The organism is Massilia sp. CT11-108, from assembly GCF_047302915.1.
Lineage (GTDB): Bacteria > Pseudomonadota > Gammaproteobacteria > Burkholderiales > Burkholderiaceae_D > Telluria > Telluria orientalis.
Genome location: NZ_JBKYMO010000100.1, coordinates 1 through 14304 on the forward strand (window position 1 = coordinate 1; position 14304 = coordinate 14304).

14 protein-coding genes are annotated in these 14304 nt (G+C 63.5%); 4 read left to right on the forward strand and 10 right to left on the reverse strand.

The window, feature by feature from the left end:
* Positions 1–121 precede the first annotated feature (121 nt).
* Both ACEN88_RS10840 and ACEN88_RS10845 read right to left on the reverse strand, forming a co-directional pair.
* Entirely contained in the window at positions 122–3259 is a 3138-nt protein-coding gene (locus ACEN88_RS10840; RefSeq protein ID WP_413339510.1) for a TonB-dependent receptor, read from the reverse strand.
* Between the two features lie 67 nt (positions 3260–3326).
* Positions 3327–4670, reverse strand: coding sequence for a hypothetical protein (locus ACEN88_RS10845; RefSeq protein ID WP_413339512.1), 1344 nt, complete (start codon positions 4668–4670; stop codon positions 3327–3329).
* A gap of 407 nt (positions 4671–5077) precedes the next feature.
* On the opposite strand from ACEN88_RS10845, the gene ACEN88_RS10850 reads away from it, so the two are divergent.
* The 3 genes from ACEN88_RS10850 to ACEN88_RS10860 are packed head-to-tail and all read left to right on the forward strand — an operon-like array spanning position 5078 to position 10172.
* Complete coding sequence (locus ACEN88_RS10850; protein ID WP_413339514.1) at positions 5078–5842, forward strand: peptidylprolyl isomerase; 765 nt, start codon at positions 5078–5080, stop codon at positions 5840–5842.
* 14 nt (positions 5843–5856) lie between these two features.
* The gene (locus tag ACEN88_RS10855; RefSeq protein ID WP_413339529.1) at positions 5857–8913 is read left to right on the forward strand and encodes a peptidase domain-containing ABC transporter; all 3057 of its coding nucleotides are present in this window, start codon (positions 5857–5859) and stop codon (positions 8911–8913) included.
* Positions 8914–8918: 5 nt separating this feature from the next.
* Complete coding sequence (locus tag ACEN88_RS10860) at positions 8919–10172, forward strand: sigma-54 interaction domain-containing protein (RefSeq protein WP_413339516.1); 1254 nt, start codon at positions 8919–8921, stop codon at positions 10170–10172.
* 7 nt (positions 10173–10179) lie between these two features.
* On the opposite strand, the gene ACEN88_RS10865 is transcribed toward ACEN88_RS10860, so the two are convergent.
* The 8 genes from ACEN88_RS10865 to ACEN88_RS10900 all read right to left on the reverse strand — a co-directional run bounded on the left by ACEN88_RS10865 (position 10180) and on the right by ACEN88_RS10900 (position 13258).
* Positions 10180–10947: a PP2C family protein-serine/threonine phosphatase gene (locus tag ACEN88_RS10865; protein WP_413339518.1), complete on the reverse strand. Its 768-nt coding sequence runs from the start codon at positions 10945–10947 to the stop codon at positions 10180–10182.
* The gene (locus ACEN88_RS10870; protein ID WP_160407403.1) at positions 10947–11231 is read right to left on the reverse strand and encodes a hypothetical protein; all 285 of its coding nucleotides are present in this window, start codon (positions 11229–11231) and stop codon (positions 10947–10949) included. Before ACEN88_RS10870 ends, ACEN88_RS10865 begins: the two co-directional genes overlap by 1 nt.
* An 84-nt stretch (positions 11232–11315) precedes the next feature.
* A complete protein-coding gene (locus tag ACEN88_RS10875; protein WP_413339520.1) occupies positions 11316–11597 on the reverse strand; it encodes a hypothetical protein in 282 nt (93 codons plus the stop codon).
* Positions 11598–11616: 19 nt separating this feature from the next.
* Positions 11617–11871 carry a hypothetical protein gene (locus ACEN88_RS10880; RefSeq protein ID WP_036237151.1) on the reverse strand — a complete coding sequence of 85 codons (255 nt, stop codon included), beginning with the start codon at positions 11869–11871 and terminating at the stop codon, positions 11617–11619.
* Between the two features lie 10 nt (positions 11872–11881).
* Positions 11882–12151 (reverse strand): hypothetical protein, encoded by a 270-nt coding sequence (locus ACEN88_RS10885; RefSeq protein ID WP_413339522.1) that lies wholly within the window; start codon positions 12149–12151, stop codon positions 11882–11884.
* A 10-nt stretch (positions 12152–12161) separates the two neighbouring features.
* The gene (locus ACEN88_RS10890; RefSeq protein ID WP_413339524.1) at positions 12162–12431 is read right to left on the reverse strand and encodes a hypothetical protein; all 270 of its coding nucleotides are present in this window, start codon (positions 12429–12431) and stop codon (positions 12162–12164) included.
* A 258-nt stretch (positions 12432–12689) separates the two neighbouring features.
* Positions 12690–12869, reverse strand: a complete 180-nt coding sequence (locus tag ACEN88_RS10895) for a hypothetical protein (protein WP_413339526.1) — start codon at positions 12867–12869, stop codon at positions 12690–12692.
* Between the two features lie 101 nt (positions 12870–12970).
* Positions 12971–13258, reverse strand: coding sequence for a hypothetical protein (locus ACEN88_RS10900; RefSeq protein WP_056133709.1), 288 nt, complete (start codon positions 13256–13258; stop codon positions 12971–12973).
* A 226-nt stretch (positions 13259–13484) separates the two neighbouring features.
* On the opposite strand from ACEN88_RS10900, the gene ACEN88_RS10905 reads away from it, so the two are divergent.
* The coding region (locus ACEN88_RS10905; RefSeq protein WP_413339528.1) for a serine/threonine-protein kinase at positions 13485–14304 on the forward strand (820 nt) is incomplete at its 3' end.

The window sequence follows — 14304 nt, forward strand, 5'->3', positions numbered from 1 at the left end:
GGGGGTGGGGGCGCCCCCCCAACCCCTCCTCTTGTGGGGGGGGGTTTTTTTTTTTTTTTTTTTTGTGTCGTCGCGCGCCCCCCCCCCGCGGCCCCCCCCCCCCCGCCCCCCCCACTTCAGGTTAGAACACGTAGGTGGCCTGCATGCGGAAGCTGCGGCCCGGATCGAACCAGGAACGGCCCATGTCGCCAGGGGTCTGCTGGTTGACCTGTTTCGTCACGGTACGGGTCAGGTTGCTGATGTTGAAGCTGCCCGAGAAGTGGTCGCTGAAGCGGTAGTTGATGCCCGCATCCCACTGGCCCACCGGCAGCTGCCACACCGGGATCCCGAAGCCCGCATCCTGCAGCGGGTTGCCCTTGTCGTCCACGTGCGCCGGATCGGCGCTGGTGCCGTTTTGCCCCTTGGCGCCATAGACACCCGTCGCCAGCAAGGTACGGTCACGCCAGGAATACGCCAGACGTGCCGACACCGGGCCGCGGTCGTACATGAAGGCCATGTTGAAGGCGCGCTTCGACATGTACGGCACCGGCAGGTCCTTGTACGGGATGCCGTTGGTGTCGCAGCCATACAGCGCTGCAGATCCCTTCAGCTCGCCACCGGAGGGGCAGAAATTCGACGGGTTCGGGTGGTACAGCTGCTGCTTGCCTTCGATATAGGTGAAGTTCGACGACACGCCGAAACCCTTCGCCCAGTCCGGCAGGTAGTCGCTCACGCCGGGCACGTGATCGAGGTAGGTCATGCCGGCCAGCTCGATACCGCGCACACGGGCCTTGGCCGCGTTGGCCGGACCGGTGATCGTGAACTCCATATCGTTGCCGGCGAGATCCTTATACGTCCTCGTATAGGATTCGTTCATGATGATGTCCTTGACCTGCTTGTAGAAGAATGCAGCGGTCAGGGATTGGCCCGGGCGCGGATACCATTCCAGCGTCAAGTCGACATTGTTCGACTTGAGCGGCTTCAGCTTCACGTTACCGTCGTTGGTGCCGGTGTACGAGATGGTGGTGATCTTCTTGCTGTCGTTGGGATCGTTGATCACGTTCTGCGACAGCGTGATGTACTCCTGCAACTGATCGAAACCGGGACGGTAGATGCCGCGCGACAGCGCCACGCGTGCCTGCAGCTTGTCCGTCAGGCTCGCCTTCAGGTTCAGGCTCGGAATCACGTCGACGTGGCTGGACTTGAGATCCATCGGATCGCTGATCTCGCCGAAGCGCGGGACGTTCGGATTGGTGGTCTCGCCATAACTTGGCTTGAACACCGTGTAACCATGGGCCACGGTATTGGTCCGGACCACGCGTACGCCGGCGACGCCGTCCACCGGATATTTCCAGTTGTCGAAGCCGAAGCGCAGGTTGCCGTACAGGGCCTGGGTGCCTTCGCTGTGCCGGCTGACGTACTGCGGTTCGGTGCTGAAGCCAGGCGGGCGCCAATCGCTGCCGGCCGTCGAGCAATCGCTCGTCGCGCCCGTCAGCCTGTTGTCGTCCTCGCAGTTATAGCGCAGCGCGGTCAGCAAATTCTTGTATGCGGCCATGTCCCTGACCATCGACTGGGCGGGCACGACGAACGCCGGCGGTGCATGCATCCTGCCGTTGAAGAAGTCGGGGAACGCGAACGTTTGGACGTTGCCCAGCGCTGCGTATTTCGGGTCGCTCAAGTAACCGAAGTTCGGGCGCTGCCAGTCCCAGCTTTCGAGGTGCGGGATTTGTCCCGGGACGTCGGTTTCCTTCACGCCCCATTCTTCGGCATAGGATTTCCAGCCCGAACCCGCATTCTTGTCCTTGCGCGAGGAACGTTCCGTGATGCGGACGCCGAAGCGGACGTCGCGCAGCACCGGATGGTCGAAGCTGTATTTGCCATCCAGTTTCCAGGCGTACAGATCGGCCTTGGCACGGTTGAATTCAGGCTGCGAAATACCCCAGTAGTAGTTGCGGGGATCGGCCAGGAAGGCGATCGCCTTGTCGTTGAAATTGAATGCGGGCCGCGAACCGGAGACGTCCAGGCCTTCGCTCGGCAGGAATGTGCCGAGGTTGAGCATGCCGTAATTGCCGTTGTTGGTGGCGTGCACCCATTGCAGGTCGTTCTGGAACGACCAGCTTTCGTTGACGCGCCATTTGAAGTTCCACGCCAGCTCGCGCGTGCGGCCATGCACGTCGCGGAAGTTCTGGGTGGTGTTCATGCCGAGACCGCCGTCCACGAACTGGTTCGCGCCCTTGCCGCCGATCGGATAGCTGAGAACGCCCGACTGGAACACGCCGGCGCTGTTGAACTTGGCGTCGGTATAGACGGTCTTGTACGGGTTTTCAGGGTTGACACCCATCGAGACATTCGCGTTGACCTGATGGAACGCGGAGTCGAAGTACGTCAACGACGATTCCAGGTTGTCCTTCTTCCACTGCAACGCGCCATAGAAGCCCACGCGGCGGGTATCTTCGTTGTTGCTACCCCAGTTGCCACCGGCCGGCACCCACGCGGTCTGGCCTGGGATGAGATCGCTCCTCGGGTAGTAGACGTTCTGGTCGATCGTGTCGTAGCGGAACTTGGTGCGATTGAACGACAAATCCACCAGCGCGCCGAATTCGCCCGCGCGGGTCTTCCACCGGTTCGAGTACAGACCCGAGAAGCCCGGCGATTTGGTCTTGCCCAGTTCGGCGTAATTGCCCGTGGTGGTCAGCGCGCCGTACTGGCCCGGCGCGTCGAACGGCAGCCGCGTGCGCAGGTTGATCTGGCCGCTGATGCCGCCTTCGATCAGGTCGGCGGACGGATTCTTGTAGACTTCCACGCCCGCCATCAGTTCCGGCGGCACGTCGCCCCAGCTCAGTTCGCGTCCAGGCCAGCCGGCCGAGAACGTTTCGCGGCCGTTCATCGTGGACGAACCCCAGGACAGGCCACGCACCTGCACGCCCGAACCTTCCACGTTGAATTCCAGGCCGTTCGCGGCCAGGGAGGCGCCCTGGCGCGACTGGTTACGGTCCATCGTGACGCCCACCACGCGCTGCAGCACCTCGGTGATCGAGCGGTCCGGCAGCTTGCCGGCTTCGTCGGCCACGACCGCATCGACGATCTGGTCGGAATCGCGTTTGATCGCCGTCGCGGTCTCGAGCTGCTTGCGCTGGCCGGTGACCACGACAGTCGTAGTTGCGCTGTCGGCCGTCTGCGCCTGCGCGCTGCCGCACAGCATCGCGAACTGCGCCGCGGCCATCGCCAGCGCGGTCATCTTGATCGTCTTCCTGACGACCTTCGTCTCATCTCTTGTCATTATTGATGTCCTTTGTCTATGCCTTGGTTGCCACCGCCGTGCGGTGGCCATGAATGTCAGTCCAATGTCACTGGAAGTAGATCGGGCCGGTCAGCTTGAACTGGGTCTGGTACTTCGACGCTGCGTTTTTCACCTGCCCGTTCGGCTGTACCGCGGAGAACCGCATCTCGAGGACCGGGTAGTTCTGCACTTCGTTCATGATGTCCAGCCCGCTCAGGCCGCAGGTCTCGCTGAATGCGAACTGATCCTTGAGGCCGACGCTGTAGTTCGTGGCGGCGGCGGCGGTCGGCTGGACGGTGGCTTTCAGGGCTACGTTGCAAGCCTTGCCATCCTTCTGGTTGAAGTGACCGAGGAAGAGTTCGACGTTGAACTTGTTGTTGGCCGCGCCGAACCACTCCGGATTTTGCGCAAGGTTGAAATGCAGCGCCGACTGGATCTCGAGCTGCAGGCCTTTCGGCGCGGCGCCCGGCGTGGTGAGGGCGGTTTCCTTGACGCCGGCCCGGTACGTGCCGTCCGGCGACAGGAGATCGGCGTCTGCGAGGCCGGCTGCGAAGAACTGGAACGACGCGCGGCTATACCACCATGCGTCCGGCGGCGCATCGGACGTTGCCGTGAAGGTGAAGCTGTCGCCGGAAGCGGCGCGATCGCAACTGTCGCACCACCATTGGTTACCGAAATGGCCAATGAGGCCTTCGTTGGTGTTGTCGGTGTCCTTGTAGCCGGTCAGGAAAGTCATCTTGGCCGGCAGTTCGGTACCGATCGGAATGTTTTTCTGCATGAACTGCGCCATCGCCACCGACGTCGCATCTTTTCCGGTCACCAACGCCGGCAGATAGAAGTCATTACCCTCCTGCTCGGCGACGATGGTGCACATCCCGTTGGCGAGCTTGGTCATCGTCGTCCCGCTGACCGAGCACACGTCGGGTGTCTTGCTCGTGAATTTGGCCGGCAGGCCCGAGGTGAAGGTGGCGGACAACTGCACCGGCTTCGTATCGAGCGGCTGCCAGCCCGGGTTGGGGAACTTGGCGATCATTTGCGGGTTCTTGGGAACGACGAAGATCTGGCGCTGCGAGACCGGCGCGTAGCCGTCGGCACCGGCCTGCGTGGCGGTCACCGAGCACTCGCCCAGTTTCAGCAGCGTCAGCTGATCCCCGCTGACGCTGCAAACGTCCGGCGTGTTCGACGTGAACGTCACGGCGCCGCCGGAACTCGCCGTCGCCTTCAGCGTGGCCGTCGCGGAATTGGGCGGCACGCCGATCAACGCCTCGCCCGAGAACGGGAGCTGAAAGCTGATGGTCTGCTCTGCGCCCCCGTCAGTACTGCCGCCGCCGCCGCCGCCGCAGGCGCTCAGAAGTGCGATGCAGCCGAGTGCAATCGCCGAAACATGGAATTTCATCGCTTCTCTCCTCATGGTGTGGTTCCTATCTGTCGTATTGATGCGTTTTTTACGAGCCCATGACACCGCGCCGCGTGAGGACACGCGTCGGGCGAATGCTTCCGAAGGGATGCACTGGACTGGTATCGGGACGGGAATGCCCGGGAGCGCGGAGCTCCAATCGTGCTTCAACTGTTATTGTTCTTTATATATAACGGACATTCTCATGGTTTATGATGCCATTGGCAGTGGCATGGCCACAATTACAATAACTTTTAAGGTAGGACATGAAATTCACCAGCCGTTGGGTTTTTGCCGATTGCACACGGGGAAACAAGCGCCGGCTATGTTGTTGATTTGCAACGCCGAACGACGGCGAACCTAAGCTTTGGCGCGCGCTCTAACACCTGCCCCGGACATCGACCGGACGCAGGAGCGTGACCATGGCAGGCATCGTGCGCATCGACGACGAAGTGATCACGACGGATGACTTCATCCGTACGCTGAAGTTGAACGGACAGTTCGAAGGATTGGTCGAGCAGATGGTGCGCGACCGCCTCACGGCGCGCGCCGCGCGGCAGGCCGGCCTCATGCTCGCGCCCGGGCAGATCCAGGAGCGTGCCGATGCATTCCGCCGCGCGCTGGGCCTGCATCGCGCGGCGGACACCAACCACTATCTCGACGCGCTGGGCGTTTCGCTGGACGAGTTCGAGGCGTACATCACCGACGGCCTGTACCAGGAAAAGATGCTGGAGCAGGTGTGCAGCGAAACGGCCGTCGCGCAGTATTTCAAGCTCAATTCGCCGCGCTTCGACAGCGTGGAGATCAGCCACGTCGTGCTCGATGCCGAAGGCGCGGCGCGGGAGATGCTGTCCGTGCTGCAGGAGGAGCCGGAAGCGTTCGCCGAGATGGCACGCGAGCACTCCGTCGACGAGGGCACGCGCCAGCAGGGCGGCGTTATCGGCAAGGTGTTGCGCGGCTCGCTCAAGGGCGACATCGAGGCGCGCGTGTTCAATGCGCGTGAGGGCGAACTGCTCGGACCGTTTCCATCCCCCGATGGCGCGTGCTGGGAAATTTTTTGCGTCAACGCGAAACACCCGGCCTCGCTCGATGCCGACACGGCCGCCGAGGTGCGCCGCCTGCTGCGCGAAGCGTGGCTGGTGGCGCGCGCGCAGGAGCACGTGATCGAAGCGTGTCCGACGCGCTGAGCCCGGCTGTCACCATGGAAACGCCGTCCAGAGCGCCGCCGTCCACGGATTTCCTGGCATCCGTGGAGATCCTGTCGCCGCTGGGGCGCGAGGCGCTGGAACAGCTGGCGGACGCGGTGCAGGTGAGTCATTACGCGTTCGGCGAGACGATCTGCAAGGCGGGCGACCCGGCCGAGGGGCTGTATGTGGTGAAATCCGGTTCCGTGCGCGTGTTCTCCGAAGAGCACGGCAAGGAGCTCAGCATCGGCGTCCGTAAAACGGGCGAGACGTTCGGCGACATCGCCATGCTGCGCGACGCCCACCATGACTTGTCGGCACGTGCATCGCTTAAGACGGAGCTGTGGCTGATCCCGCGCGCGGCGATCGAGCCCGTGCTGGCGCGCAATCCGCAAGCCCTCGATTTCGTCACGAGCTATGTCGCGATCGGTTCCGCCGGCGGCCTCGTGGCGCGCCTGTTCGATTTGCGCGGCAAGGTCGGCAAGGAAGAACTGGAAGAGATGGTGCGCAGCGTGGGCGTCAAGCGCGTCCCGGCTGGCAAGGAAATCCTCAGGCAGGACGGGCGCGACGACCGCCGCCTGTACGTGCTGCGCCAGGGGCAAGTGAAACTGGTCTACCACGACGGCGCCGACGAATTGACGTTGGCCACCCTGCAGGCGGGCGACATGTTCGGCGAGAAGGCGTGTTTGATGCGGCAGGAACAGATGGCGTCGGCCGTGGCGGTATCTGCCGCTACCCTGCTCGTCATCCCCGAAAAGACGGCACACATGATCCTCGAGCGCAACGCTGGCCTGCGCGAAGTGCTGGAAGACCGCATCCGCTTCGTCGAACGGGAGCTGGAGCGGCAAAAGAAGCTGGCCGAACGCCGCAAGCGGCCGCTGCGGCTCGACCTCGCCGAGCCCGGGTCCGGCGAGCGCGTGATCCGCCGCTTCGCCCTGGTGGAGCAGGCCGAGGAGATGGATTGCGGCGCGGCCTGCCTCGCCATGCTGTGCCGCCACTACGGCCTGCAGATTACGCTCGGCAAGCTGCGCGAACTGGCCAACGTCACCACGCAGGGCGCGACCCTGGACAGCCTCGCGCGCGCGGGCGAGACGCTCGGCTTCTCGGCGCGCGGCGTGCAGTGCACCTTCGATGCGCTGCAGGGGTTCGAGTTGCCCTTCATCGTGCACTGGGAGGGCTACCACTACGTGATCGTGTACGGCATCTCGCCGCGCACCATTTGGGTCGCCGATCCGGCGGTGGGCTTCCGCAAGATGTCCGTCGAGGCGTTCGAGCGGGGCTGGAGCGGCACCTGCCTCGTCTTCACGCCCGGCCAGGACATGGCGGCGCAGGCCGCCCTTCGCTCGCCGTGGCTGCGCTTCGTGGGCTATTTGCGGCCGTATCGCAAGATACTGCTGCATCTGTTCCTGGCCACGTTCGTGATCCAGATGCTGGGCATCGTGCCGCCCCTGATCATCCAGAACATCCTCGACGGCGTGATCGTGCACCAGAACGTCAGCCTCCTGCATCTCCTGATTGCCGGGCTCGTCATTTCAAATGTGTTCTCGCAGCTGATGGCGACCGTGCGCGCCTACCTTGCCAACTACATGGTGCGCAATCTCGACTTTTCGATGATGGCCGGGTTTTTCAAGCACACGATGTCGCTGCCGTTCTCGTTCTTCGCCAAGCGCAAGACGGGCGACATCGTCGCGCGCTTCCAGGAAAACCAGACGATCCGGGCCTTCCTCACCGAATCCACCGTCACGACGTTGCTGAACCTCTTGATGGTGTTCATCTATTTTTCCATCCTGTTCGTCTACAACGTCAAGCTGACCTTATTGTTGATCGCGTTCGTCATCCCGATCATGGCGCTGACGATCCTGACGACGCCGCACATCAAGCAGTACGCGCGCGATGTCTTCAACGCCTCCACCGATGCGCACGCCTTCCTGATGGAGGCGCTGGGCGGCGTGGAGACGATCAAGGGCATGGGCAGCGAGCGCCCCGTGCGCCTGAAGTGGGAAAAGAAGTACGTGAAGGCGCTCGACACGCAGTACCGCGCGCAGCAATTCAACATCCTCGTGGGCCTCGCGAGCCAGTTGCTCAATGCGGGCACGACCATCGCGATCCTGTGGGCCGGTGCCAGCCTCGTCCTGGACCACGAGCTGACGATCGGCCAGCTGATCGCCTTCAACGCCCTGATGGGCAGTGTGCTGGCGCCGTTGATGGGGCTGGTAGCGCTGTGGAGCCGGCTGGCGGACGCGGGCGTTGCCATGGAACGCCTCGGCGACGTGCTCGACATCGAACCGGAACAAAAGCCCGGCGAGGCGGCCAGCCGCGTCGTGCTGCCCGACCTGCGCGGCGACGTCAAACTCGAGAACGTGTACTTCCGCTATGGCGGCAACGACACGGCCTATGTGCTGGAAAACATCAGCATCGACATCCGCCGCGGAGAACTGGTCGCCATCGTCGGCCGCAGCGGCTCGGGCAAGACGACGCTGGCGAAACTGCTGGTCGGCTTTTATGCACCCACGGACGGCAAGATCCTCGTCGACGGCTACGACATGAGCGCGATCGACAAGGATTATTACCGCGCCCAGGTCGGCTACGTCATGCAGAGCAATCTGCTGTTCTCCGGCACCATCGCGGAAAACATTGCGAGCGGCGACGAGAGTCCGGACCGGCGCCGCATCGAGCAGGTCGCGAAGATGGCCGATGCGCACGCCTTCATCAGCAAGATGCCGCTCGGGTACGAGCAGGTGGTGGGCGAGCGCGGCGTCGGGCTGTCCGGCGGCCAGGTGCAGCGCTTATGCATCGCCCGCGCGCTGTACCAGGATCCGCGCCTGCTCGTGTTCGACGAGGCGACGTCGGCACTCGATACGCAGTCCGAAAGCAACATCATCGCGAACATGCACGAGATCCTCGCGGGACGCACGGCCGTGATCATCGCGCACCGGCTCAGCACGATCATGCGGGCGGATAAAATCGTCGTGCTGTACGAGGGCGGCATCGTCGAGCAAGGCCGGCACGACGAGCTGCTGGCGGGGCGCGGCATGTATTACGAGCTCGTGCAGAAGCAATTGGCCGCAGCTTGATTATCATGAAACTGTTCAACCAGGATCTGCCGCAGGGCGCATCGTCGATGTCATACGCGGGCTTGCTGGAGCGCCTGGAAATCCTGCGCTCGACCCTGCGCTGGGCCAGCCGCCTGGACCGGCCCGACATCGAAAAGCTGCTGCGCCAGGCGAATGCCGTGCGCGACGAGGTCATGCAACTGTCGCACACGGAGCGTTTCATACAAGCAGTCGGCAGTCAGGCGGCGCCGGAGCAGATCCCGGGCGAGCGCCGCCAGGCCCTGCTCGCGCGCAGCTTCGTGTTCGAAGGCACGTTCGGCGACAACCCACGCCTGCTGGACGCGCTCGAGATCGCGGAAAAGGCGGCGCCGACCGACCTGCCCGTCCTCGTCGACGGCGAAAGCGGTACGGGCAAGGAATTGATGGCCAAGGTGATCCATGCGAACGGCGCACGCGCCGACAAAGCGTATATCTCCGTCAACTGCGGCGCCATTCCCGAGAGCCTGATTGAATCGGAACTGTTCGGCCACAAGCGCGGCGCCTTCACCGGCGCGGCGACGGACCGCAAGGGCAAGTTCGAAAGCGCGCACAAGGGCACGATCTTCCTGGACGAGATCGGCGAGTTGCCGCTGCAGGGACAAGTGAAATTGCTGCGCGTGCTGCAGTCGCACGAGATCCAGCGCGTCGGCTCGGACGAGACGATCGCCGTCGACGCCCGCATCGTCGCGGCCACCAACAAGAATCTGCGCCAGCTGATCGAACAGGGCCAGTTCCGCGAAGACCTGTTTTATCGGCTCAGCGTGATCCACGTGACCTTGCCGCCGCTGCGCGAGCGCAAGGACGAGATCCCGCTGCTGCTGGCCTATTACGGCGACGAGGCGGCCGAAGCGCTGAAGAGGCGGCCGGTCGCGCTGACGCCGGTCTTGCGCGCCTTCCTGCTCGACTACACCTACCCCGGCAACATCCGCGAATTGCGCAACCTGATGTACCGCCTGGCCTGCCTGGCCGGAGACACGGCGGACATCGCGCACCTGCCCGAGGACATCCGCCCCGTTGCGCCTGCCCGGATCGAGACGGCCTCACCGGACCCGCCGGCCTCGCTGGCCGAAGCCAAGCGCGCGGCCAGCGACGAAGCCGAGCGTGCCTGCCTGGAACGCGGCCTGAAGGACGTCGGCGGCACCGTGGCCGAACTGGCGCGGCGCTGGGACATGAACCGCTCCCATTTGCAGATCCTGCTGAAGAAGCACGGGCTGCATTCGAAGGATTTTCGGCGGCATTAGCCGCGGATCACAAGGAGGGATTGAGAACGGTCTGGTCGGCCTCGACGTCGTCCGCGCGCACGACGATGACGGAGATGTTGTCGCGTCCGCCCCCTTCCAGCGCGAGCCGGACGAGCGTATCGGCCGCCTGCGCGCAGTCGCCGCCGGTCAGCGCGCCGAACATGGCCTCCGCGCTGACCGCATTGCTCAGGCCATCGCTGCAGAGCAGGAAGATGTCGCCGTCGCTCACTTGCACCTGCACTTCGTCCAGCGCCAGCGTCGTGGCCGCACCGAGCGCCCGCGTGATCATGGTCGCGCCCGGGTAGGCCGATGCGTCGGCAGGAGACAGGTGGTTCCGCGCTTGCAGTTCCTCGAACTGGTTGTGATCGCGTGTGAGCTGGTGCAGGCTGCCGCCGCGGCATAGATAGACGCGGCTGTCGCCGGCCCAGACGCAGACGGCGGTGCGGCCGGATGCCAGCAGCAGGACGAGCGTCGTGCCGATGACGGGCACGTTGCGTGCGGCGGCCTCCGCCACCAGCAAACCGTTCACTTCGAGCAGGCAGACGCGCGCTGCGGCGACGGCTTGTTGCAGCGCGTCTTCCGGCGGCAGCGCGTCCAGCGCTTCCACCGACATCCGGCTCGCGATTTCGCCGAACGCATGACCACCCATGCCGTCGGCGACGGCCCATAATCGCCGCGCCGGCCGGTCCAGCACGGCATCCTCGTTATTCGTGCGCACCAGTCCCGTGTCGGTGCGCGCTGCCGAGGTCCAGCGGAGTTGCAGCGTCTCGCCCATCAGACGTGTCCGTTGTTGGTACTCCGTTCATCCACGCCGACGGTCACCACCGAGTTCGGCGCCGAATTGCTCACGCTGACCGTCTGGAACTGGTTGATCATCTGGTCCGCGTAATTGTTGATCTGGTAAAAATTGATGACAGGTGAAGCGCGTAACTGCTCGGGCAGATAAGCCTGGATCCAGCCGAAGCACCACGCCGCGCCGTCGCCGCCGCGGACACGCGCCATCGCGCGCGCGTCGAGGGTGCGCTCGACGCGAAGGTCATCGATCCTGATGTGCGCCATGTGGCCTCCTGATTGAAAGACAGCGGCTGGTCGTTTTGGTTCATCGGTTTGGCGGGAACCGTATCAGGTTCCCGCCCTCCCGGGTCAGATCACCGCGATGTTGTTCTGGCCGAACTGGCTCGTGTTGTTGTTCGCGGTCACGCCGTTGACGAAGGCCGATCCGTTCGCAGTCGCGTTGACGACGTTCTGGAACTGGGTCAGGTTCTGCGTCGCGTCCACCGTCGTACCGTAGGTCGGCGACGGCGACGGCGAGGGCAGCGGGTACCAGGACGTCTGGCTCATGTTGTAGCCACCGCGTACGGCGGCCATGGCGCCGTGGTCGAGTTCAGCGGTGACGGACAGGTCTTTGATGATCAGGGTTTTCATGATGATGCTCCTTAAAAAATTACAGCGGGACGACAGCGTTATTGGTAGCAAATTGCAGTGGGTTCAAGGTCACGGCGGGGGCCGTGAAGCCGTCGCCGATCACACTGTTGTTGAGCACGTTGACCTTGATGTCCTGGACCTGGGCGATGCGCTGGTCGAGGTTCAGGTTGACGTTCACGTTCGGCCCGAAGGCCTGGCCTCCGCGGATCGCGGACATGGCATGCGTGTCCAGTGCGCGGGTGCGGGTGAGGTCCTGGATGACGATCGACGACATGATGTTCTCCTTAGATGACCAGCAGGTTGTTCTGGCCGAACTGCGACGTGTTGTTATTCGCCGTCACGCCGCTCACGAAAGCCGAGCCGTCGGCCGTCTCGTTGAGGACGTTCTGGAACTGGGTCAGGTTCTGCGTCGCGTTGACGGTTTTCGCATACGACGGCATCGGGTACAGCGAGTACGACTGGCTGCTCGTGCCGTGGCCGCCGCGCACGCTTGCCATTTGTTTGTGATCCAGTTCGCAGTTCTGGGCCAGGTCGTTGATGATCAGGGTTTTCATGACGTTCTCCTTACAGGACGGCGATGTTGTTCTGGCCGAATTGATCGGTGTTGTTGGTGGCGCTGACGCCGGAAATGAAGGCCGAGCCGTTGGCGGTCAGGTTCTTCACGTCCTGGAACTGCATCAGGTTCTGGTTCGCCTTGATGGACGAGTCGTACGACGGGCTGTACATGGTCGGCCAGGGCGTGGACGTGGCGCCGTGGCCGCCGTGGATGGCGGTCATGTCGCTGTGGCTCAGTTCGCAGGCGGCGGCGAGGTCTTTGATGATCAGGGTTTTCATGTTGATTCTCCTTGCGTCAGTGATTTGGTTGGAAGAGCGTTTGATTTGCGCTCACCAGGGTATGAGCAGAATGCGTGCCAGCCCAAAAAGCCCGTAAAAACAGGCTGTCTGGCTGTTTGGAAGGAGAATCTGGCGGGCACGGACCAACACCGCGCCGTATCTGTTGGATCCAGCCGAACACCGAACCTGAACGTACAAAAAAACCGCCCGGCTGGCGGGCCGGGCGGCATGGTAATCGTACTAAACGGTTTATATGGTTTATCTGGAAGGCGGCTTGCCCGGCTTCGCCTTCGTGCGGAAGTCGACGATCCGCTGCGGTTGCGCGGGCCGCAGCACACCCGCGTGCGAGCGCAGGCGCGAGCCGCCCGAGATCGCCTGCATTGCCTTGCGGTCCAGGTCCGTGTTGTCGGACAAGTCCTTGATGGTGATGGTTGCCATGTCGTTCTCCTGAATGGGGAATGCCGGCCCGGCCATCGTGAGATGACCGGGCCGGCATGAGTGACAGATTAAATTCGCGTTGGTTCCGCTCAGTGATCCATTTAATGAGCAACCACCGCGTTGTTCTGGCCGAACTGGCTCGTGTTGTTGTGTACGGTGACGCCGTCGATGAAGGCCGAGCCGTTCGCGGTCGCGTTCGTCACGTTCTGGAATTGCTGCAGGTTCTGGTCGACGTCGACGGTCGAGTTGTAGCTCGGGAAATAGACCGGCATCGGGGACAGCCCATGCGACGGTTGCTGCATCTTGCCGTGACCGCCACGCACGTGCGCCATCGCGCCGCGGTCCAGTTCGCAGGTGAGTGCCAGGTCTTTGATCGACAGAGTGTTCATCGTGTTTCTCCTTGAGTGTATGAAGTCAGGTTGGTTGGCGAGCCGCTTTCGTCGTGCTCACCCTACTCTTCGCGAGAACCGTGCCAGCACTTTTTTGCGCCCATTCGCGGCGTTTTATCGGGTATCGGGTGGGTTCGGTCCAACACTGGCAGTGACGCCGTTTGGCCGGGAACAACACATCGTCTGTGCGGTGAATTTGCACACGGCGCACCTGTCAGAGGAAGACATGGACAACCTCGCCGATACCCTTCGCCAGTTCCAGAGCGGCACCCTCGGGCAAGCCGAGATGTTCGCGCGCGTCGACCGCCTGCTGGCCAGTACGCCCGAGAGCGTCTCGAACCTGCTCAAGACCCTCAACGACGCGCATCGCCGCGCGCCGCTGCCGGCCGAGGTCTATGGCGAAGTCGAGCGCCGCATCGCGCAGGCGATCGAGGCACGCCAGCGCCAGCGCGTCGGCGACGAAGAAACCTATGTCCAGACCAAGCCCCTGCAACCGCCGACGCAGCCCGCGGGCATCGCCGGCCCGCCGGGCGCGGCGGTCGAGCGCATGAAAGGCGTCGGCGACACGCTCAACGGCCGCTTCGTGCTCGAGGAATGCGTCGGCTTCGGCGGCATGGGCACCGTCTACAAGGCGCTCGACCTGCGCAAGCTGGAAGCGTCGGACCGCCATCCCTATATCGCGATCAAGGTGCTGAACGTACAGTTCCAGGGGCACCCCAAATCGCTGATCGCCCTGCAGCGGGAAGCGCGCAAGGCGCAGACGCTGGCCCATCCGAACATCGTGGCCGTGTACGACTTCGACCGCGATGGGCCGATGGTCTACATCACGATGGAATACCTGCAGGGCAAGTCGCTCAGCCAGATGCTGCGCGCGCCCGACTTCCACGTCCTGCCGTTCGACGAGGCGATGAAGATCGTGAGCGGCATGGGCCGCGCGCTCGCCTATGCGCACGAGCGCGGCTTCGTCCATTGCGACTTCAAGCCGGCCAACGTGATCCTGACGGAGACCGGCGGCGTCAAGGTCATCGACTTCGGCATCGCGCGCG